This is a genomic window from Mongoliibacter ruber (assembly GCF_003003005.1).
Taxonomy (GTDB): Bacteria; Bacteroidota; Bacteroidia; order Cytophagales; family Cyclobacteriaceae; genus Mongoliibacter; species Mongoliibacter ruber.
Window position 1 is genome coordinate 271,171 of sequence record NZ_PVTR01000006.1, and the last position, 20,040, is coordinate 291,210.

20 protein-coding genes are annotated in these 20,040 nt (G+C 38.8%); 13 read left to right on the forward strand and 7 right to left on the reverse strand.

The features are described 5' to 3' along the window. Positions 1 to 141: 141 nt before the first annotated feature. Positions 142 to 1,275 (forward strand): ATP-binding protein, encoded by a 1,134-nt coding sequence (locus CLW00_RS11835; RefSeq protein ID WP_106133889.1) that lies wholly within the window; start codon positions 142 to 144, stop codon positions 1,273 to 1,275. A gap of 47 nt (positions 1,276 to 1,322) precedes the next feature. Here the strand turns inward: CLW00_RS11835 and CLW00_RS11840 are convergent, their stop codons facing one another. Both CLW00_RS11840 and CLW00_RS11845 read right to left on the reverse strand, forming a co-directional pair. Continuing rightward, positions 1,323 to 2,393, reverse strand: coding sequence for a 6-bladed beta-propeller (locus CLW00_RS11840; protein ID WP_170073217.1), 1,071 nt, complete (start codon positions 2,391 to 2,393; stop codon positions 1,323 to 1,325). A gap of 159 nt (positions 2,394 to 2,552) precedes the next feature. Beyond that, positions 2,553 to 3,644, reverse strand: coding sequence for a 6-bladed beta-propeller (locus CLW00_RS11845; protein ID WP_106133891.1), 1,092 nt, complete (start codon positions 3,642 to 3,644; stop codon positions 2,553 to 2,555). Between the two features lie 355 nt (positions 3,645 to 3,999). On the opposite strand from CLW00_RS11845, the gene CLW00_RS11850 reads away from it, so the two are divergent. The 5 genes from CLW00_RS11850 to CLW00_RS11875 all read left to right on the forward strand — a co-directional run bounded on the left by CLW00_RS11850 (position 4,000) and on the right by CLW00_RS11875 (position 9,544). Then, positions 4,000 to 4,746, forward strand: a complete 747-nt coding sequence (locus tag CLW00_RS11850) for a hypothetical protein (RefSeq protein WP_106133892.1) — start codon at positions 4,000 to 4,002, stop codon at positions 4,744 to 4,746. A 375-nt stretch (positions 4,747 to 5,121) separates the two neighbouring features. Then, complete coding sequence (locus CLW00_RS11860; protein ID WP_106133894.1) at positions 5,122 to 5,877, forward strand: (Fe-S)-binding protein; 756 nt, start codon at positions 5,122 to 5,124, stop codon at positions 5,875 to 5,877. Further along, positions 5,874 to 7,232, forward strand: a complete 1,359-nt coding sequence (locus CLW00_RS11865; protein WP_106133895.1) for a lactate utilization protein B — start codon at positions 5,874 to 5,876, stop codon at positions 7,230 to 7,232. The genes CLW00_RS11860 and CLW00_RS11865 overlap by 4 nt, the downstream gene beginning before the upstream one ends. Beyond that, positions 7,229 to 7,795 (forward strand): LutC/YkgG family protein, encoded by a 567-nt coding sequence (locus CLW00_RS11870; RefSeq protein WP_106133896.1) that lies wholly within the window; start codon positions 7,229 to 7,231, stop codon positions 7,793 to 7,795. Before CLW00_RS11865 ends, CLW00_RS11870 begins: the two co-directional genes overlap by 4 nt. A 426-nt stretch (positions 7,796 to 8,221) precedes the next feature. Continuing rightward, the gene (locus CLW00_RS11875; RefSeq protein ID WP_106133897.1) at positions 8,222 to 9,544 is read left to right on the forward strand and encodes a S41 family peptidase; all 1,323 of its coding nucleotides are present in this window, start codon (positions 8,222 to 8,224) and stop codon (positions 9,542 to 9,544) included. Here the strand turns inward: CLW00_RS11875 and CLW00_RS11880 are convergent, their stop codons facing one another. The 3 genes from CLW00_RS11880 to CLW00_RS11890 are packed head-to-tail and all read right to left on the reverse strand — an operon-like array spanning position 9,545 to position 10,917. Then, complete coding sequence (locus tag CLW00_RS11880; protein ID WP_106133898.1) at positions 9,545 to 9,835, reverse strand: winged helix-turn-helix domain-containing protein; 291 nt, start codon at positions 9,833 to 9,835, stop codon at positions 9,545 to 9,547. Next, positions 9,836 to 10,405 (reverse strand): hypothetical protein, encoded by a 570-nt coding sequence (locus tag CLW00_RS11885; protein WP_106133899.1) that lies wholly within the window; start codon positions 10,403 to 10,405, stop codon positions 9,836 to 9,838. After that, positions 10,405 to 10,917 carry a DUF1579 family protein gene (locus CLW00_RS11890; protein WP_170073218.1) on the reverse strand — a complete coding sequence of 171 codons (513 nt, stop codon included), beginning with the start codon at positions 10,915 to 10,917 and terminating at the stop codon, positions 10,405 to 10,407. The genes CLW00_RS11885 and CLW00_RS11890 overlap by 1 nt, the downstream gene beginning before the upstream one ends. A 272-nt stretch (positions 10,918 to 11,189) precedes the next feature. Here CLW00_RS11890 and CLW00_RS11895 point away from each other — a divergent pair, with 272 nt between their 5' ends. The 7 genes from CLW00_RS11895 to CLW00_RS11925 all read left to right on the forward strand — a co-directional run bounded on the left by CLW00_RS11895 (position 11,190) and on the right by CLW00_RS11925 (position 18,032). Then, positions 11,190 to 11,621, forward strand: a complete 432-nt coding sequence (locus CLW00_RS11895) for an RrF2 family transcriptional regulator (RefSeq protein WP_106133901.1) — start codon at positions 11,190 to 11,192, stop codon at positions 11,619 to 11,621. 48 nt (positions 11,622 to 11,669) lie between these two features. Next, on the forward strand, positions 11,670 to 12,392 hold the full coding sequence (gene ric, locus CLW00_RS11900; protein ID WP_211300192.1) for an iron-sulfur cluster repair di-iron protein: 723 nt from the start codon (positions 11,670 to 11,672) through the stop codon (positions 12,390 to 12,392). Between the two features lie 4 nt (positions 12,393 to 12,396). Then, positions 12,397 to 13,692: a hypothetical protein gene (locus CLW00_RS11905; protein WP_106133902.1), complete on the forward strand. Its 1,296-nt coding sequence runs from the start codon at positions 12,397 to 12,399 to the stop codon at positions 13,690 to 13,692. A 15-nt stretch (positions 13,693 to 13,707) separates the two neighbouring features. Next, positions 13,708 to 13,977, forward strand: coding sequence for a hypothetical protein (locus CLW00_RS11910; protein ID WP_106133903.1), 270 nt, complete (start codon positions 13,708 to 13,710; stop codon positions 13,975 to 13,977). Between the two features lie 153 nt (positions 13,978 to 14,130). Beyond that, the gene (locus CLW00_RS11915) at positions 14,131 to 15,579 is read left to right on the forward strand and encodes a M48 family metalloprotease (RefSeq protein ID WP_106133904.1); all 1,449 of its coding nucleotides are present in this window, start codon (positions 14,131 to 14,133) and stop codon (positions 15,577 to 15,579) included. Positions 15,580 to 16,110: 531 nt separating this feature from the next. Beyond that, on the forward strand, positions 16,111 to 16,347 hold the full coding sequence (locus CLW00_RS11920) for a hypothetical protein (protein ID WP_106133905.1): 237 nt from the start codon (positions 16,111 to 16,113) through the stop codon (positions 16,345 to 16,347). 332 nt (positions 16,348 to 16,679) lie between these two features. Continuing rightward, positions 16,680 to 18,032 (forward strand): fasciclin domain-containing protein, encoded by a 1,353-nt coding sequence (locus CLW00_RS11925; RefSeq protein ID WP_106133906.1) that lies wholly within the window; start codon positions 16,680 to 16,682, stop codon positions 18,030 to 18,032. Positions 18,033 to 18,419: 387 nt separating this feature from the next. Here the strand turns inward: CLW00_RS11925 and CLW00_RS11930 are convergent, their stop codons facing one another. Both CLW00_RS11930 and CLW00_RS11935 read right to left on the reverse strand, forming a co-directional pair. After that, a complete protein-coding gene (locus CLW00_RS11930; RefSeq protein ID WP_106133907.1) occupies positions 18,420 to 19,091 on the reverse strand; it encodes a DUF502 domain-containing protein in 672 nt (223 codons plus the stop codon). Between the two features lie 259 nt (positions 19,092 to 19,350). After that, complete coding sequence (locus CLW00_RS11935) at positions 19,351 to 19,647, reverse strand: response regulator transcription factor (protein ID WP_106133908.1); 297 nt, start codon at positions 19,645 to 19,647, stop codon at positions 19,351 to 19,353. Positions 19,648 to 20,040: the final 393 nt, after the last annotated feature.

The window sequence follows — 20,040 nt, forward strand, 5'->3', positions numbered from 1 at the left end:
GTGAAATCCAAAAAATCAGGCGTATTATTTAGAACGTAATCTAAAATTTAGGCGTAATATTTAGATTATAATCGAAAATTTAGGCGTATTTTTTCGATTACGATTTAAAATTCAGTATCTTCAATCTTCAATTTCGCAACAATGATTACCAGAACTCTAGACGAAAAAATCATATCTTCCTGCTTCAAAGGTAAAACCATTTTACTGCTTGGACCAAGACAAGTAGGAAAAACAACACTTCTTAAAGAAATTGTAAAACAAATAAATGTTCCTTCTATCTGGTTCAATGCTGATGAAGCGGATATTTTGGAAGCCTTTACTTCAGCGATCACCAGTACCCAATTGATCCAGCTTATTGGGACCAACAACAAATTGGTCATCATAGATGAGGCGCAACAGATTCCCGAAATCGGCAAAAAACTTAAACTCATTTTTGACAATAGGCCTGACATACAGATCATCGCGACAGGATCTTCGGCCTTTGATCTTCAAAACCAAACTGCTGAACCATTAACGGGTAGGAAAAAAACCTTTCATCTTTACCCTATTAGCTTCAAAGAAACAGTAAACCATACCTCCCTGATTGAGGCCAAAAGACTGTTGGACTCAAGGTTGGTTTATGGATTTTATCCTGAGGTAGTAAACAATCCCGGGAATGAAAAGGAGATCTTGATAGAAATAGCCCAAAGTTATCTTTACAAAGACGTATTGCAAATAGACAACATCCGAAAACCAAGCCATATCGAAAAACTATTGAAGGCATTGGCTTTTCAGGTTGGAAGTGAAGTTAGTTACCATGAATTGGCCCAAATCGTAGGAAATATAGATACAACCACTGTAGAAAAATACCTTGACTTATTGGAAAAAGCCTTTGTCATTTTCAAGCTCCCCGCATTTAGTCGCAATCAAAGGAATGAAATCAAGAAGGGCAAGAAATACTACTTTTATGATAACGGGATACGCAATGTCCTCATCAGTAATTTTTCGCTTCCTGAAATTCGCCAGGACAAAGGGGCTATGTGGGAAAATTTCCTGATTTCTGAAAGATTAAAGCAAAATGCGTACAATCAAAAGTTTGTCAACTCCTACTTTTGGCGCACCCATGACAAAGCAGAAATTGACTACATCGAAGAGGCGGACGGTATCCTATATGCCTTTGAATTCAAATGGAAAGATCAGAAAGTAAGATTTCCGGCATCTTTTCTCCAATCCTATCCGGAACATCAGACGGCAGTGGTCAATAGAAAGAAATTTGAGGAATTTGTTGGGGTATAGAATTTTGTTGCATCCACTAAAAGAATTTAATTCTCAAATCCATTAGCTCACTTCAACCTTAAAATTCCAATCACCGGATTGGCTTCTTCTTTCCCATTTTCCATAAACTGTCCCGTTTTTACATAATAGAAAAGATCTCTTTCCGGAATCAAAGACCGTAACATAACAATCTCTCCTACTTCGTCTAAAAAGCCACCTTTCACATTGAGCGTTTTACCATCTGATTTGCGGTGCAGCATCATGTGGATTTCACTTTTTCCTTGGTAGTAATGCGAACTGATATAAGCGTTTGAATGCACCATATTGGCAATATAATATGCCTTGAAGCCCCGGTCATCTATATGAGGTTTTGGAAAATTCAACTTGGCAAATGGGGTCAACGATTTTCCCTCCAATAAGTAAAGGGTATCCCGCAAATAGGATTCATTGGTAGTGACTGGTGTATAGATAAAGACATCATTACCGATCTTACTGATATAATCACTATACCCAAGCCTGGAAGCCGTTAATTTCTCCATCACTACTTTTCTCATTGGCAACGTGTCCACAATCTCAAGCGATTCACTTAGCTTGTAAAGATAAGTCTCATTGGCAACCCCTGCTTCCACCACATTTCCATATTCCTGATTGACTGCGTAAAAATCATCCTCGATGACCTTTAAATACTCTATAAAAAGATTCAAATTTTTCTCCTCTAAAAACTCGAAATCCCGTGAAAAAACCAGGATTTTTCTCATGGAGATCACATAAATTTTTCCGGAATTCTGGTCCATACTTAATGTTGTCGCATATTTATATTCACCGGGACCATCTCCCTTTGTCCCGAGTGGCTGGACAAAGTTTCCCTCATGGTCAAAAATCAAAACCCGACTATCTATTGTCGACAAAATCAAATAATCATCAAGTAATAAGATATCCTTAATCGAAGTAATCAAAGCCTGTGGATGAGTTTCCAATGGAATCACGACAATTGAATCGGACAATTCAGAAAGAGAGATGTCCGTGCTGACATTTTTAGGGATTTCAATCGAAAGGATGCCATCATCATTTTGGGCTGTTGAACAGCCAAAAATCATGATGATGAAAACGATCCAAACTTTAAAAATGTGTTTATGCATATTTTTTAAATTGAAGAAAAGGTTCATAGTTATTTTAACAACCTCTTCAATACCAATATCTATAAATATCCAACCCGCCTCTCGGAGGGCAGGTTTCAATAAATATCTCAATAATCAGATTTCTAGGATCTTTTGTCTTCTGGCAGAAAATCATATAGTTCACTTTAACTGCACTACCCCAATCACCGGATTTGCTTCTTCAATGGTCGCATCTTGGTATTCTACACTTTTGACAAAATAAAAAATGTCATTGGCCAAGTCCAGCGGGTATAGTATTAAAGGTTCTCCATCCTCATCCAAAACGCCTCCATTGAGGTTATAGCCTTTGGAACTTCGTTTATCATACAAAAACATCATCTTTTCCCATTCAATGGTATACTCTGCGATCAAATAATTGGCAGAATACATGATATTATGCAAAAGCAATGTCTGATAACCCCTATCATTTATAGGGCTTTCCTTCATTGACTGCGGCCTTTCAAATTTCAGTCTTAGATAAGGGATAAACTTCTTATCTACAAAACGGTATAATGTGTCCCTGATCATATTTTCAGAAGTAAGCACTGATTTGTAAAGAAATACTCCTTCTCCATTATCTGAAAAATAGTGCCTGTATGGATAGCCACCTATTTCGACTTGATGTAACAAGACTGTTCGAAAAGGAAGGGTATCCAACACGTCCAAGTCTGAATTCAGTTCAATAAGATTGGTCTGATTGGCAAAACCATCATCTACAGGAATTCCAATTTCCTCAGTCATGATAAATGGTGTTTGCTTAATAAGCTCCACATAATTGACAAACATTCGGAATGACTTTTCCTCCAAAAATTCCCCTTCTTTGTTGTAAACCATTATTTTCTTTCCAGAAGCTATATAGACCAAACCTTTCTCGGAATCCAGAGTCATAGAAGTTATGATGCCATATTCTCCCGGACCACTACCTTGATTACCAAAACGACCAACAAACTTACCCTCCCTGTTAAATACTGAAATTTTGCTGTCACCAACGTAAAATTTATCATCAAGTAGCTTGACCTCTTTGATATAACCGAGCAAGGCACCCTCCACCGTTTCCAACTGAATTCTTTCTACCGACTTGGCAATGTCCTCAAGGTAAATTTCATCATCAAACTTCTCGGGAACAGGGATTTGAATCAGGTCGGATTTGGGTTCTTCTGAACAAGCGAAGTATCCAGATAGGAGGACTATCAAACAAAAAAACTTGGCACGTGCAAAAAATTGGTTGACCATATTTTAATTATTTGATTCTTTATAGCAGAAAATGAGTCATGATTTTCCCTTATTGACAATTTCTTAGTCAATTTACCAATTGTATAGTTTTAATTCAAGAAGTTTTGTCCACTTTTTAAATGAGATAGAATTGAGGGTTTTGTGTAGGCCTTTTATTTGAATTATGAATTCAAGCCTCATCCGATTCCTTCATAAAAATGAAGTTTACCACATTTATTCAAAGAAAAAAGTATGATTGAACACACTTTTTCCTTTGAAAAAGTATAAACCGGATTTGAAAAGAGTGAAAATTTCTTGATTTTTTTTTCAAAAAAATTTTTCAAGTAATTTTTGAAACTGATAGATTAGATGAAAAATGAAAAGACTTCTTTTTACAATTACTTTGTCTATTTTGGCATTTACAGTTAAGGGCCAAAGCATGTTTGGTTTACCAGCCATAGATGGCCCTTATATGGACAGGGGGTTTAATCTATTCTTGGTCTTGCCATCATTTATGACTTCCTCCCATAGTAATATCAACCGACTTTTGGTTGAAAACGGTTATCCTTACATCCCAAGAGGCAGCCTAAATTATGGATTGGGAATGAGCTATAGATGGAATAGGATTGAGCCTAGCTTTGATTTTGCGATTGGAAATCAACTGAGAAGCAATCCAGCTCTGGGTTCAGAATTACTCAGAAGGCCAATCAATTTCAACTTGAATCTGAATTACATATTGTTCAGATGGGATTATATGACAATTGGGCCATTTGTTGGACTTGGTTTGACAGAAACCAATTTAATTCTCTCCAAACCATCTACAGATAATGATTTCGGTTCTATACTGGCCAACCCAAGTACCACAGTGAACATCAATCATGTTTCAGACGGGTTATTGGCCGGTTTTTCGGTGGCTGTTCAAGGGCTCAAACAAGAAGCTACTGGCATATTCAGATTAAAATTTGCTTATAGGATACCTTTCAATGAAGGTTATACTTGGGAATCAAATTTCTCCAACTTTAGCAGAACTCCTTTGGACAATTTCCCTTACTTCTTTATCCAGTTTGAAATGGGAGTAGGTGGCAATTGGAAAAAGGGTGATCCATGGATGGATAGGTATTGAATGAATTCAACTAAGGGAAAGCACAGGTTAATTATAGCCTGCGCTTTCTTTTTTACAGATACCTTACACCACAGGATAATCAATCCCCGATATTTTTTGATATTCAAAATTCCAAAAATGCGGAATGAGTATTTTGGTATAGATAGAAAGATATTGATGGATACCAAAATGATATTGGTGGATATTAAAAAAGATATTGATAGATACTAAATGATACTAGTGGATACCTGGCCTCTGGGAGGCAGGTAAAATAACCCTAGAATCAATCATAACACCCAAGATCTAGAACCAACCTGCCAAAAGATGGCAGGCAGGTATCAATGAATATCTAATATTCACCAATATCAATACCAATAATATGTATCTTAGAGAATCATGAATTTCAATAAAAATATAGGATTATTCATCCCCTGCTACGTCGACCAATTCTACCCCAAGGTAGCCATTGCCACCATGGAACTTCTGGAAAAATTGGGTTGCAAAGTCACCTACCCCATGGCACAGACTTGCTGTGGGCAGCCCATGGCGAATGCAGGATACGAAAGGGGAACCGTCGGGACAACGAAACACTTTTTGGAAACCTTCCGCGATTTTGACTACGTCGTGGCACCATCGGGAAGTTGTGTACTGCACATCAAGGAACATGTCCCTGCCGTACCTGGAATGGAAAAGGAACAAAAGGCCATTCAGGATAAAACCTTTGAGTTGACGGAGTTTTTGACGGATGTGCTCAAAGTGGAAAACATCAAAGGTTCCTTCCCACATAAAGTTGGTTTCCACTCCTCCTGTCACGGCCACCGGGGGTTGCGCTTGGGGTCCTGTTCAGAACGTAACGAGCCATTTTTTAGCAAAGGCAAACAACTTTTGGAGCAGTTGGAGGGTTTGGAATGGGTGGAACTGACCCGGAAAGACGAATGCTGCGGATTTGGGGGGACTTTCGCAGTCACCGAAGAAGCACTTTCTGTACAGATGGGAAAAGACCGATTGGAAGACCATTTAGTCCATGGCGTAGAAGTTCTGACAGGCGGAGACATGTCATGCATCATGCACCTGGAAGGAATCGCTCGTAGAAACAAACATCCACTACAATTCAAACACATCGCAGAAATACTAAATGAAGCTATCTCATGAGCCACCCTGCCAAAGCATCGGAATTTTTGGAAGACAGTGCCAAATCCAAATGGCATGATGAGACGCTATGGTTTGTCCGGGACAAGCGTGACACCATCAGCAAGAGCATTCCCGAATGGGAGCAGTTGAGGGAGCTTGCTTCCCAAATCAAAGACAATGTGCTGTCCAATTTGGACAGTTACCTTGTTGAATTTGAAAAAAAGGCCAAAGCCAACAACATCCATATACATTGGGCCAAAGATGCGGAAGAACATAATCAAATTGTCCTAAGCATCCTGCAACAACACCGTTGCAAGGCCATCGTCAAAAGCAAATCCATCCTGACAGAAGAATGCCATCTCAATCCTTTTTTGGAAGAAAATGGCGTAGAGGTAGTGGACACAGACCTGGGTGAGCGCATTGTGCAATTCCTTAACCAACCACCTAGCCATATTGTCCTTCCAGCCATTCATCTGAAGAAAAGGGATATATCAGAGATTTTCCACGAAAAGCTACAAACCGAAAAAGGCAACGAAGACCCCACTTACCTCACCCATGCTGCAAGGGTTCATCTCAGGGAAAAATTCCTTGGAGCGAAAGTCGCCATTACAGGGGTCAATTTCGGTGTGGCAGAAACAGGAGAATTTGTGGTCTGCACCAATGAAGGCAATGCCGATATGGGTGTTCATTTGGCTGACGTTCATATTGCCTGCATGGGCATAGAAAAAATCATCCCCAGAAGAAAAGACCTTGGGGTTTTTCTTCGCCTATTGGCACGATCCGCCACAGGTCAACCCATTACCAATTACAATTCACATTTCCGCTCCCCAGCACAAGGCAAGCAAATCCATATTGTCTTGTTGGACAATGGTCGAACCACTCAATTGGGACGTGAAAAATTCAAAAACTCATTGAAATGCATACGTTGTGGAGCCTGCATGAATACCTGTCCTATATATCGTAGAAGCGGAGGCTACAGCTATGGTTCAGTGGTACCCGGCCCGATAGGCTCCATCCTATCTCCGGGATTAGATTTGAAAAAACACAGTTCGCTCCCATTTGCCTCCACCCTTTGCGGATCTTGTACTGATGTCTGTCCGGTCAAGATCAACATCCACGAGCAACTCTATGAATGGAGGCAGGAAATCACAAAGGACCAGGGTACCAATGCCAAAAGTATTTCCATGAAAATTGCCAATGGTATTTTTGCTGTTCCATTCGCTTACAAAGTTAGCGGTGCCATTATGCGGGGAGCCTTGAAAATCCTCCCTGACAGCATTACCTATTCGGGATTGAACACTTGGGGCAAGCAGCGTGATCTGCCCGAAACACCAAAAGAAACATTTAAAGAATGGTATAAAAAGAACAGGTCATGAGTAGTAGAGATAGTATTTTAGCAAAAATAAAAGCCATTCCAACTGAAAAAAAACCATTGCCTGAAATCCCTGATTTTGAATTGAATATCAATTTAAAAGAGGCCTTTATTCAATCCATAAAAGGAAATAAAGGAGAGGTGATCGATCAAGCTCAACTGAATGAGTTTCTGGAAATCAACCGATTTACCAAAATCATTGATCTTTCCAAATCCTTTCAGGACTTAGGCACATTGGATTTACCACAAGATGCCCATGATTTGGCAGACGTGGAAGTGGCCATTATCAAAGGACAATTTGGAGTAGCGGAGAACGGTGCGATTTGGCTGACCGATGAAAATATGGGGTTAAGGGCATTGCCATTTATCACAGAGCACTTGGTGATAGTCTTGGACGAAAAATCTCTCGTGGACAATATGCATGCCGCCTACTACAAAATCGGAAACCAACCATCCGGGTTTGGGCTGTTTCTTGCCGGCCCTTCCAAAACCGCAGATATCGAGCAATCCTTGGTGATTGGAGCGCATGGGGCGAAGAGTTTACAGGTAGTTTTGACCAACCTTTGAGGTCTTTTCAAACCTCGAAGATTCTGTTTTTTTCACGCAGCGAGCGCCAAGAGGTTCGCAACGATCACAACGAGGGATATACTTTAAATGCGGATTTATTTTTTTCGCTGCGAGCGCTGCGTTTATCGTTGCGTCCGTTGCGTGAAACCTTTACTTATTTCACTTTTAGGCCTTCGGGGTTCTGAACTCCAACTATCGGGGCTCAAAGGTCAGGTGGCTGCCAACCTTTGAGGTTTTTTTCAAACCTCGAAGTTTTTGATTTTAATTTGGCCGGAAAGATTGCTGGAGATATGCTCCGCGATATCGAAGTAAAACGGAGATCCCGAAAGCGAAGCGATTCGGGATAAATTGATATATGCTTTCGGCGATATAATATCCAGCATCATGGCAGGTTTCTCATAGGTTCAATTCAACCGATTCAAATTGATGGAGTTCCTGAACCTGTCCAGGTCCTGTGACCGCTTTTCCAAATTTTGGCAAGAAGCAAATTACAACTTCGTCTATTTAAACAAGATTGACAGGACTGAATGGGACAACCTATATAGAAAGCTCATCCTAGAAGTACAGGAAACTGAAAATGATTATGAATATTACCGTCTGCTTCAAAGATTCTGCTCATTTTTAAAAGATGGACACACCAATGTGTATTTTCCACGAAACATTTCCGAAAACATATCATCAACAGAATTTGGAGAGTTCAACATCCAACTTTCGAATATCGAAGGAAAAGCTATTGTAACGGGAGTCAATAAAGGAAAGAAAGAGGAGATACCCATTGGTTCTGAGATTGTCAAAGTGAATGGCCTAAAAACCAGAGTGTACTTAACAGAAAAAGTCATCCCCAATATTTCCTCATCTACTGAGCATATTTTGGAAGATTGGGGGACCCAATATCTTCTTGAAGGCTATATGGGTACTAGGTATGAGATAGAATTTTTACTTCTTGATCAAAAAGTCAAAAACGTGACATTAACCATAGAAAAATCTGAAGAAGAAATTTTCCCAACCAAATTCAGAAGAGATCCTTTTGAATTAAAGTGGATAGATAAGGATATTGCCTACATTGCTTTAAACACTTTTTCTACATGGGAAACATCCGGTGCTTTTTACGAAAACAGCACTGAGCTCCAAAAAGCAAAAAAACTGATAATTGATTTAAGAGAAAATGGAGGAGGCGACACACCTATCGGATTGGTGATTTTCCAATCTTTGACCAATGACACCTTGATGTACGGGTCCAAAAGTTTCAGTAGAAAACATATTCCGACATTCAAAGCCTGGGGCAGGTACTTAAATGAAAATGCAATTCAAGGGAGTCCGGATGCAAAGAAGAATTATTTTGCATTTAAAGACAAGTTATTTTATGAATTCCCTTACTATCCGGACACCGTAAGTAAGGAGGATCAAAATCTCCTTAAAAATCAAAGGATTGTAGTGCCTACAGTGATTTTGATTGGTCACAATATCGCATCGGCGGCAGAGGATTTCTTGATTTTTGCAGATAAACAGAGCCACATGACCAAAATTGGAGAACCAACTTTCGGCAGCACTGGACAACCCTATTCTTTTGAATTGCCCGGAGGCGGGTCCTGTAGAATATGTACCAAGGAGGATACCTATCCGGATGGAAGAGAGTTTGTTGGAATTGGGATCCAGCCTGATATATTGGTAAGTAAATCCTTAGAGGATTACCTGACTGATAAAGATCCTGTTATGGAAAAAGCAATAGAATTTTTAAAGTCTAAATGATCAACCCTTTTGAATGTAACTCTCAAGTGCTTTGACATAAGCTTCAAAAGCCTCAATCCCTTTTTTGGTGATTTTACAGGTAGTTAAAGGGTAATTATTTTTGAAACTTTTATTGACAATCAAATACCCCGCTTTTTTCAATTTTGTTACTTGAACGCTTAGATTGCCAGCTGTAGCATCGGTTTTCTCTTTGATGTAAGTGAATTCAGCCTCATTCCTATTCAATAGAATAGACATGACCGCCAAGCGCAGCTGATTGTGCAATAAGGGATCAAGGTCTTTAAATTCCATCTATTTTTTCTGCATCAAATGTGCTGGCAGTACAAAACTCATGAAAACAGCTGCCACAAGCAAAATCAATTGAAATTGGAAAACCAGAAAAAAAGCAACCCCTCCAATAACCAAACTTATGAATCCGCCAATAATTAGCCACTTATACTCCAAAGCTGTTCCTGTAGCAAATGCGGCTACTCCATACAAGATCATAAAAAATGGATAAACCGCATGCCAACCTATAGCAAAGCCTCCTGCTACCACACATAAAATCCCAAACAGCATACCTATCCAAATCCCTTTGAGAACCCTAGCTGCCCAACTCCGAGAAGAATTTCCGCTATGCTTTTGTCTCATGTAGCCGAAATTTACCAAGCCCAATACGGGCATCAAGAGCCATGAAACATATGGATGCTCAAATCCAACTATATACCCAAGCACATAATGTGATAATCCGGCAATGATCACTCCATAACCCCAAAGAAAATACAGAAACTTTTCTTCATAAACCTGGTACTTCGTTGCTTCGATCATAGACCGGATAAGCTGAATACTTTGGGATTCATTCCACTCTGATGACTGATTCATTATTTTTCAATTTTGGATAGTAACATTTCAAAACTTGGGTACCATACTTCCCCATTTGGAGAAAACTCTCCTGACTCGCTCCATCTACCTTTTTCATCAAGCTTTATAAAATAGCGGATTTTACCATTGGGTAATTCAAAACCCCACTCAAAAAACTTGTCGCCTTTTTCCTTAAAATAGGCTTTGGTTTTTTCGCCGGTAGCTAACCAACTCTGCATTTCATATTCTTGCTTTCCTTCATCAAATGTAACCAATCCCACCGCATTGAAAACCATTTCATTTTCCTGATACCCTTTCCCTTCCATAAAAAGCATCTTTTCTCCCATTCTCAATTCAACCGATTCAAATTGATGGAGTTCCTGAACCTGTCCAGGTCCTGTGACCGCTTTGGCTTGGCCTTCCCATTCACCCAAAAGAAAATCAAGCTTTTTAATAGCCTCCTGCGAGGAAACTTGCCCAATGACCAGTGAAGAGATCATCAGCATAATTGAAGTTAAAATTGTTGCTTTCATATCTATAAAGTAGTTTATTTTATAAACCAAATATAAATGAATTTGAGAATTAAAAAAATATTGCTGATTATTTTCCATGAGGTTAAGAACCGAAGTCACCTTTAAATTTGAATCTTAATTTTTATTTATGCCCGGTTTCATACCAGTAGAATCAATAAAACAGAATACCCTGTGATTTCGAAAAGACTTGAGGTCTTTTCGAAAATTAAATAAAGATATTTTTGTCCTTAATTATATAAAGGATATATTTGTCTTCTATTATAAAAACAGACATGTTCTCTAAAGCCTGCAAATATGCCATCAATGCGATGATCTATATCGCCTCCCTCCCAAAAGGAAATCAACGGGCGGGACTAAAGGACATTGCAACTGCCATCAACTCTCCTGAGGCCTTTACAGCAAAAATCCTTCAGTCATTGGTCAAGGATGATTTGCTCAATTCAGTAAAAGGGCCTCATGGTGGATTTGCCATCTGTGGTAATCCATCCGAGATCTACCTGGCCCAACTAGTCGAGAGCATTGATGGTAACATCTTATTAACAGGCTGCGCATTAGGCTTGAAAAAATGCTCCGAAGACCATCCATGTCCCGTTCATTATAAATTCAAGGCCATAAGGGAACATCTCGCAGGAATGCTACTTACTACAAGTCTTTCAGACGTTGCAGACAGGGTAAATACAGGGATAAGCTTTTTAAAGCACTAAAAAAAATTTGAATTAATAAAAGATAATTAAGTCTTAAATAAACAAATCATGGAAACCATAGCAAAGAGAAAAGTGGGCGGAATAGTGGCCGAAAACTTCAGAACCGCTAAAGTATTTACGGAGTACGGTATAGACTTCTGCTGCAAAGGCGGAATCAGCTTAGAAGCAGCTTGTGAAAAACACGGGGTCTCAATAGACAAGCTTATCAAGGACCTGAATGAAGTGGCAGTTCTGGCTGAGTCAGTCAAATACACAGACATGGGTATGAGTGAATTAATTGACCATATTGTAAATACACACCATGCTTTTGTAGAAAAAAGCATTCCAACACTTAAGTCCTATTTGCTAAAACTTGCTGAAGTTCATGGTGACCGCCACCCCGAACTGCTTAAAATAAGAGACCTTTTTTTGGAGGCATCAGATGGCCTGACCGCTCATATGAAAAAAGAAGAGCTTATTCTATTTCCTTTTATCAAGGCAATGCAGGCCGCAGATGATAATGGGTTCCCTCTCTCACAACCTCATTTTGGCCATATAGACAATCCTATCAGCATGATGGAACATGAGCATGATACTGAAGGAGAAAGATTCAGGCAGATGTCCGAATTGAGCAATGCCTACACTACTCCTACGGATGGCTGTCAGACATACCGAGTGGCATTTGCGATGCTTTCGGAATTTGAGGAAGATTTACACACACATATCCATTTGGAAAATAACATCCTCTTCCCGAAAGCTAAGGAATTGTACAACAGCATGAATAACCGTTAAATTGATGAAAACCGTCCTTTCTCCACATCCGGAAATAGACACTCCTGACTCAGTAGTGCATTTGGCCAAAACATGGATGAGTTGGGCGGTTTTCTTTTTCTTGATAGCCTCTCTTTTCGGGTTACTGTTGCGCTCATTTCAAATCGGACTTGTTCCTGATTTTTTTGATTTTATACATATCCTACACGCCCATTCACATATTGCACTACTAGGATGGGGGTATTTGTTGGTCAGCGGAATGATGGTTTTTCTCTATGTTAAGGATTCGAGGAGATTAAAGACTTATAGGATACTGTTAACTGTCACAGTAATCGCCAACCTTGGAATGATGCTAAGTTTCCCTTTTCAGGGTTACGGTCTTTACAGCATTATTTTTTCAACTTTACATCTTTTGATTTCATATGCCTTCGCTTATCATTTTCTAAGGGACTTGAAAAAAACCACCCAAAACACGGATACACGACTTCTTCGTTGGGCTGTGATTTGGATGGTTGTTTCATCTTTAGGCCTTTGGGCGATTGCACCGATTGGAGCCATCTTGGGCAAAACCCATCATTTGTATCATCTCAGTGTACAGTGGTTTCTCCATTTTCAATTAAACGGCTGGTTTGTTTATGGACTTTTGGGCATGATAATATTTTTCCTCAAAAAGAGTAAAATCGGCCTCCTCTTTTCTTCAACTAAACAAACCCTTCTTAATCTTTCCCTCCTGCTCACCTTTTCTTCTACCATATATTCCAGCATAGCTTGGGAAACTTTTTATTACCTCAATGTTTTGGGAGTGATCCTGCAGGGATTCGTTTATTATTGGCTACTATTTCCTGCCTTCAAACTTTTTTTAACCAAATTCAACTACACCAAAAATTGGACAGATTGGGTGATTTTTCTAGGGATAATCAGTTTGGGCATTAAGGCCTTGATCCAAATGCTTTTGATAATTCCGAATGTGTTAGAAGTGTCTCATCATATCCGAAGTTTCGTGGTAGGATTTATCCACCTTGTGTTGTTGGGTGCGATTACCTTTGGAATTGGAGGCCTAGCCGTTCAAAAAAAGCTTATGCCAGCAAACCCAACTTCCCAGCGGGGTTGGTGGATACTAGCTTTAGGTTTTACAAGTTCTGAGCTTATACTTTTTATACAGGGCACAATGATTTGGGGCCAATTCGGCAGTATTCCGTATTATTTCAGTTTGATATTTCTTTCTTCGACACTTTTCCCAATAGGCTTAGGCATGATTTTCGTTTCTTTTTGGTTAAAAAAGGGTTATCAAACCTTGGAAAATACCCCATTTCTAAAATAACCAAACTTCGGAATCATGAAAAACCAAATACATCGTCACCTCAAAATCCTATTTGCAGCTTTCACCTTATGGCTTCTCCCGGCGCTCTCAAATGCCCAAAAACAACCTGATATCCCCATGCCACGTGGACCTGTAGACCTATCAGAAACCAGTAACCTGATCATCTTTATCGTCATTCCTGCGATTATCATCATTGTATTTTTGATTTTTAGAAATAGGATCAAAAGAATCAGAGAGGAGAAAAAAGAGAGGATGAACAATGAGAAAAAGAATAAAGAGTCATAATTTTTGAAGTATTGTCAATCCAGACAAGCTTAATTACGTGTTATACAAATCTTTGAGCGTCTTTTAGGATTGAAATCTAAAGTAGTCTGTTTTTTATTTTAGCCAAAAAACACTTGTGTAGTATTCTAGCACTAGATTTGACTAGATCAACACATGCAAATACAAACACTGAAATTCTCGATTGCCTGGGTACTATGCCTGATGATAATATGGGGTTGCGCCAGAAATCCAGTCACAGGCAGAAGGCAGCTCGTATTCATGTCCACGGCTCAGGAAATTGCAATGGGAAAAGAATCAGATCCACAAATCATGGCATTTTTTGGCAAATACGAAGATGAACAGCTGCAACAGTTTATCACAGAAAAGGGACTTGAAATGGCCGCAATTTCTCATAGACCTAATCTGGAATATGAGTTCAAAATTGTAGACTCCCCGGTTATCAATGCCTTTGCTGTACCAGGCGGTTTTGTATATTTCACGCGTGGCATCATGGCCCATTTCAATAACGAAGCAGAGTTTGCAGGTGTATTGGGTCATGAAATCGGCCATATCACTGCCCGGCATTCAGTCATCAGGCAACGCAATCAGATGCTGGGTCAGATAGGTTTGATTGCAGGGGTGATTTTTGTCCCTGAAATATCACAATTCGTAGAACCGCTTTCACAGGGAATGCAATTGGCTTTACTGAGTTTTGGAAGAGACGACGAGCGGGAATCAGACAAACTTGGGGTAGAATATTCCTCAAAAATCGGCTATGATGCTGTAGAAATGGCTGGTTTTTTTAGAACCTTGGAAAAACAGCAAGCAAACTCAGGAGGTAATGACATCCCTGACTTCCTATCAACACACCCCTCCCCTTCCGAACGAAATGTCACTGTCGCAAGAATGGCAGGAGAATGGCAAGAAAAATTAAACCTCAATGACCCCACAATCAATCGCAATAGCTATCTGCAGCGCATTGACGGTTTGATAATTGGAGAAGACCCCAACCAAGGATTTATAGAAAGTGATGTATTTTACCACCCTGTTTTGAAATTTCAGTTTCCTATTCCCAAAGACTGGAGTATCCAAAACTCGCCTCAGCAAGTCCAAATGGCTCCAAAAAGTGGTGATGCCTTGTTGATGCTTACCTTGGCTCAGGGAAATTCACTAGACGAAGCCGGTAGAAGTCTGCTGGAACAGTACAAGCTTGAAGCAGTAGAGTCCAACAAAGTCACCCGTAATGACATGGAGACCTTGGTCATCTTAGCGGACCAAAAACAGGAACAGGGTACCGTAAGAGTCTTGATAACTTTGATCAATTTTGAAGGTAATATTTACAACCTTATGGGCATTGGTGAAATTTCCAAGTTCCCTACTTATAGAAGCCTGATGGAATCCACGATGAGAAATTTTGCGGAACTCAGGGACTCAGAGAAACTAAACCGTCAACCTGATGTCATCCGAATCAAAACAGTTCCTAGAATGATGGCTCTTGAGGAGGCGTTGAAAACTTTCTCAATGCCGGAGAACCGATTTGAAGAAATTGCCTTGCTAAATGGCATGTTATTAACAGACGAAATCCCACAGAACACATTGATCAAAGTAATTGAAAGAAAGTAAAATATCAGCGCCTCCTATTGACGATTTTCAGCTAAACCAATTAATATTATTAATTGTCCGCAATCATGTCACTAATCAGTTAAACTATGGTTTTTTGTCAAATGGATATTATTGGATACCGGCCCTCTGGAAGGCAGGCTGGATCCACAACGGCCAAGTTATTTATTGATATTGGTTCTAAATCACAAGTTAATTCTTGTTTATAGATTCTGCTGGCATGAAAGCGGATAATCATAAATTCTATTTTTCAATTCTCTTCTCCAGCTTTAATCTGCGGTATTTTGAGTTGACAGAAACAGAGACTAGCCCTATTACCAAACCTAGGTTAAGCACCTTTGATCTTTTTTTTCTCAATAGACTTAAAATGGCCCAAACTGGGCAATAAATGTTACTGTTTACTTAGATGGGAATTTAGATCCTTCCAAAAAACCCTCATAAACAGCAAGTAAGCTGTTAAAGCTTCCCCCTCAGTTAATGGCTTAGCTTTTGGATAATTATTATAAATAATTTTAAACTATAAATCATAAGGCTATGAATGAGCACAGAAAAGAAGGTCAAGTAACAAAAGAGATTGAAAAAAGAACCGCACAAATACCATCAGACATGTTTTTATGGTCTTCGGTTTCTGCAATGGGAGTATCACTAATTTTAAAAGTGATGGGTAAAAGCAAGATGTCCCTATTTGTAGGACAGTGGGCATCTCCTTTTTTGCTATTTGGAATTTACAACAAGATTGTAAAAACTGAAGGGTCAGATAAAAACAGTTAAATGACTAAATCATGTAAGGGGTAATGCGTTCGTTTCAAGAACCCTTTACATGATTTTAACTTTAATTCACTTTTTAATGCTATAGAGATTGAAATCCAATACTTTTTAAATTTTAATCCAGAACAGCTGTTTTTGCGAGAATTGCTAAGAATTCATTCCTATTGCTTTTTGCTTAAACCAAATTTTGGAAATCCCCCAAGCTTGCAGCACTACAAAGAACGCTTATTGACGCAATCACCCCAATGATTTACAATTATCTCATTTTTAAAGATAAAAAGTAACTATTCTTAGTTCAATCAGTTTTCTTTTTGAACCAAATATTATTATTTATCATGAAAATTATACTAAACCACTTATTCCGAGGTAAAATTAATTTTATTTTACTCGGATTATTGGCAGTTTCAGTAGCATGTAATGATGACGATGAACCAGATCCAATTACAACAGAGCCTGAAGGACAGACAATTGTTGACATTGCCTCAGCAAATGATGACTTTTCTACCTTGGTAAGCGCCGTCGTTGAGGCGAATCTTGCAGAAACCTTAACTAGTTCAGGACCATTTACCGTATTTGCTCCAAACAACGATGCATTCACTAGTTTTTTAGACGAAAATAACCTTACTGCAGAAGAACTTCTTAACAATGAAGGTTTGGCTGATATACTATCATATCATGTAGTAGCAGCTGAGGTACCTTCCAGTGATGTCCAAGCCGGACCAGTAAATACAGTGGCCGATAGGAACTTCTATGTAAGTGTAGCACCCGACAATTCTATTTGGATCAATGGGAATACCCAAATTATCCAAACAGATATCAATGCCTCAAATGGCGTGATACATGTATTGAACAATGTGATAGTAGCTCCTTCCAGCAATATTGCGGAAATCGCCATAGCTTCCACGGAAGCATCTGAGCCTCAGTTCACCCAGTTGGTAGCCGCTTTGGTAAGGGCCGAATTGGTAGAAGCTGTAAGTGGTGGAGTGGATGATAACCTTACGGTTTTTGCACCTACTGATGCTGCCTTTGAAAATCTATATGAAACGTTGGGTGTGAGCAACATAGATGAAATTCCGTTGGCAACCCTTCGTGATGTTTTATTATATCATGTTGTTCCATCTAGAGAGTTCTCACAGGATTTGAGGCAAGACGCAGCACTGCCAACGCTTCTTGATGGAGCATCATTGACAGTAGATTTGGCTAATTTACAAATCAATGACGCTGGATTGGTTGACACAGACTTGAATATCCATGCTACGAATGGCGTAATTCATGCCATAGACAGGGTATTGCTACCAGAAATGGAAGCCAGTGCTGAAGTATCAGCAACAATTACCCTGGATAATGTAGGTGCTTCATCATACGTCATCACCTCTATTGACGGTGAGGGCGCATCAGGTGAATTAGATACAGACAATACTTCAATCACTTTACAAAGTGGGTTGAGATATACATTTGTAAATGAAGGAGGGTCAAACCACCCCCTTGATTTCAGAGACAGTGATGGAAACATCCTGTTGGCACAGGGTGATCAAGAAGGGACTTTTGAAAATGACGCAAACGTAGCCTTTGAGGTGGACGGTGCAAATGTAACATTCACATTAACAGCTGACCTCGCAGAAGAACTGGCTGTTTATAGATGCACCGCCCATGCAGCCATGGAAGGTGAAATAGTTATTGTAGATTAGAAAGAGAGTTGATTGTGTTTAGTAGTGGGATTTGAATTTAACCATTCAAATCCCTCTTTTTTTGATTTAAAAACAAGGTTGAATCTCCTCCGGTTTTTTTGAAAGGACAATCTCATTTAGGATTATCCGCAATCATACCACTAACCTAATTTCATAAAATCAAACTTCATTTTTATACCAACTTAAGAAAGGGGGGGCTCAATAACTTGAGGATAACATATCAAGTACCTGTGAATATCTGAAAGCTAAAAAAATAAAATACTGATGATAAATTCTGCCATAAGGGAAATACAAAATTTCCTTTGATGTGTTTATCAAATCAGAGATTACAATTCCATATATAAATAACTGAAGTACAATTTTACTATTGAAATCTTTGGCTCTATACTAATCCAAAAACTCCTTCCCCTTCTCCCCATCTTTTGTTGCAAACAATATCGAGGATCCTGTACCCATCCCTATTACAGAGCGCATGGCTTTTTCTGGCTCTAAATCCAATAGCCTTAATTGAGAGATTGGGACGTGGTAAATATTGCCATTCATGGGATTAGGTGCTGTCGGTACAAAAACTGTGTATAAATCCTTTGTTACAATCTCAGTCACAAAACCTGTCATCAGTACACCTGTATTATAGGGGTCAACCAATACAACTTGGCTAAATGGCATTTTCTTAAGGCCCGTAAATTGGGCTATTGTTTCCTGCAAGGTAGAATACAAAGGAATATGCAGTAAATAATTATTCTCGAAACTTTTAAAGGACCTTTTGCCTCTGGCATTTCTCATGACCAAGCCAATAATAAATATTAATGCAACAAGTATCAATAAGGACAACAATTTGATAATTAAAGCATGTGATTCTGAATTTTGATCCAATAGGGCGCTTATTGGGGCTACTAAATTGAAGACAAATTTGAATATCAAGGAAAGTAAAAACAATATGATGATGGTTGGCAAAACTAAAAGTAATCCATTCATCAATGTTTTGATAAAGAATGACTGGGACCATAATTTATCAGTAGAGGTACCTTTCTCTTTCTGTAAAAACGTCGTATTTCTCATTTAATTTATTTCAGGTTTATAGCAAGGCTAACTAGACACATTGCCTTTCATATCCTGATAGCAAAATACATACCCACTTACACGGTTTAGCTGCAGAGAAAGATAATGGTCTCGTAAAGGCCATAGGCGGCATCAATTAATCGAATTTCAGCAAAAAAATTCTTCGTGATTTTTTGATGACTTTTGATTCTTATTCCATATTCAAAAAATCAGTTGCCCTCTATAAAAGGTCTTCGTAATTGAGGGAAACACTTCATTTTTAAGAAGAAATCCCATTTTCAGAAAATAATTTCAACCTGTGAATTAAATCTGTTCTGTTTTGGGCTTCAGTTTTTATAAAAATATTCTTAAGGTGCGTTTTTATGGTGTTTTCACTTACAAAAAGCTGATTAGCGATTTCTTGATTTGACAAACCCAATTCCAATTGCTCTATGACATCCATTTCTCTCTCTGTCAAAGGAGTAGGAAGTTTTATGTTGATTACATTAAAATCAATGAAATTTCTATTCCTGATTATAAAAAATGACAATCTTTTTGTTGGTAATGTGTTATTCATGACTCATTTGTTTTTGGTGGTTCAAAAATCATAACTGAATCTATATAAATAACACGGACAGCCCCTAGCCATTGGGAACAACCTGCATGTAATGTTGAAGAAGTGTAAAAAAATGTAAAGCTGGTAAAAAATGAAGCTGGCACGTAAATTTAATCCTCCAACTTTAGAAATCTTGCATATAAATTATTGGACGTTTCTCTGTAAACTAATTCTAAAATCAATTCATCTTTGGTTACTTTTATAAGCCTATATGCAGTGGAGCCAATTTTATCATAGTAATTGATAACTATTTTATCCCCCTCTAAATAAAATAAACCTTTCAGAATAATTATCTACACTCAGCAGGTACGGAAGCTGATTGTATTAACTTTTGTCCACCTACGACCATTTTTG

Excerpts from the sequence above, each read along its gene's own strand:
- CLW00_RS11835 (WP_106133889.1), top strand. The coding sequence starts at position 142 with ATGATTACCAGAACTCTAGACGAAAAAATCATATCTTCCTGCTTCAAA.
- CLW00_RS11840 (WP_170073217.1), bottom strand. The coding sequence starts at position 2,393 with ATGCATAAACACATTTTTAAAGTTTGGATCGTTTTCATCATCATGATT.
- CLW00_RS11845 (WP_106133891.1), bottom strand. The coding sequence starts at position 3,644 with ATGGTCAACCAATTTTTTGCACGTGCCAAGTTTTTTTGTTTGATAGTC.
- CLW00_RS11850 (WP_106133892.1), top strand. The coding sequence starts at position 4,000 with ATGAAAAGACTTCTTTTTACAATTACTTTGTCTATTTTGGCATTTACA.
- CLW00_RS11860 (WP_106133894.1), top strand. The coding sequence starts at position 5,122 with ATGAATTTCAATAAAAATATAGGATTATTCATCCCCTGCTACGTCGAC.
- CLW00_RS11865 (WP_106133895.1), top strand. The coding sequence starts at position 5,874 with ATGAGCCACCCTGCCAAAGCATCGGAATTTTTGGAAGACAGTGCCAAA.
- CLW00_RS11870 (WP_106133896.1), top strand. The coding sequence starts at position 7,229 with ATGAGTAGTAGAGATAGTATTTTAGCAAAAATAAAAGCCATTCCAACT.
- CLW00_RS11875 (WP_106133897.1), top strand. The coding sequence starts at position 8,222 with ATGGAGTTCCTGAACCTGTCCAGGTCCTGTGACCGCTTTTCCAAATTT.
- CLW00_RS11880 (WP_106133898.1), bottom strand. The coding sequence starts at position 9,835 with ATGGAATTTAAAGACCTTGATCCCTTATTGCACAATCAGCTGCGCTTG.
- CLW00_RS11885 (WP_106133899.1), bottom strand. The coding sequence starts at position 10,405 with ATGAATCAGTCATCAGAGTGGAATGAATCCCAAAGTATTCAGCTTATC.
- CLW00_RS11890 (WP_170073218.1), bottom strand. The coding sequence starts at position 10,917 with ATGAAAGCAACAATTTTAACTTCAATTATGCTGATGATCTCTTCACTG.
- CLW00_RS11895 (WP_106133901.1), top strand. The coding sequence starts at position 11,190 with ATGTTCTCTAAAGCCTGCAAATATGCCATCAATGCGATGATCTATATC.
- ric (WP_211300192.1), top strand. The coding sequence starts at position 11,670 with ATGGAAACCATAGCAAAGAGAAAAGTGGGCGGAATAGTGGCCGAAAAC.
- CLW00_RS11905 (WP_106133902.1), top strand. The coding sequence starts at position 12,397 with ATGAAAACCGTCCTTTCTCCACATCCGGAAATAGACACTCCTGACTCA.
- CLW00_RS11910 (WP_106133903.1), top strand. The coding sequence starts at position 13,708 with ATGAAAAACCAAATACATCGTCACCTCAAAATCCTATTTGCAGCTTTC.
- CLW00_RS11915 (WP_106133904.1), top strand. The coding sequence starts at position 14,131 with ATGCAAATACAAACACTGAAATTCTCGATTGCCTGGGTACTATGCCTG.
- CLW00_RS11920 (WP_106133905.1), top strand. The coding sequence starts at position 16,111 with ATGAATGAGCACAGAAAAGAAGGTCAAGTAACAAAAGAGATTGAAAAA.
- CLW00_RS11925 (WP_106133906.1), top strand. The coding sequence starts at position 16,680 with ATGAAAATTATACTAAACCACTTATTCCGAGGTAAAATTAATTTTATT.
- CLW00_RS11930 (WP_106133907.1), bottom strand. The coding sequence starts at position 19,091 with ATGAGAAATACGACGTTTTTACAGAAAGAGAAAGGTACCTCTACTGAT.
- CLW00_RS11935 (WP_106133908.1), bottom strand. The coding sequence starts at position 19,647 with ATGAATAACACATTACCAACAAAAAGATTGTCATTTTTTATAATCAGG.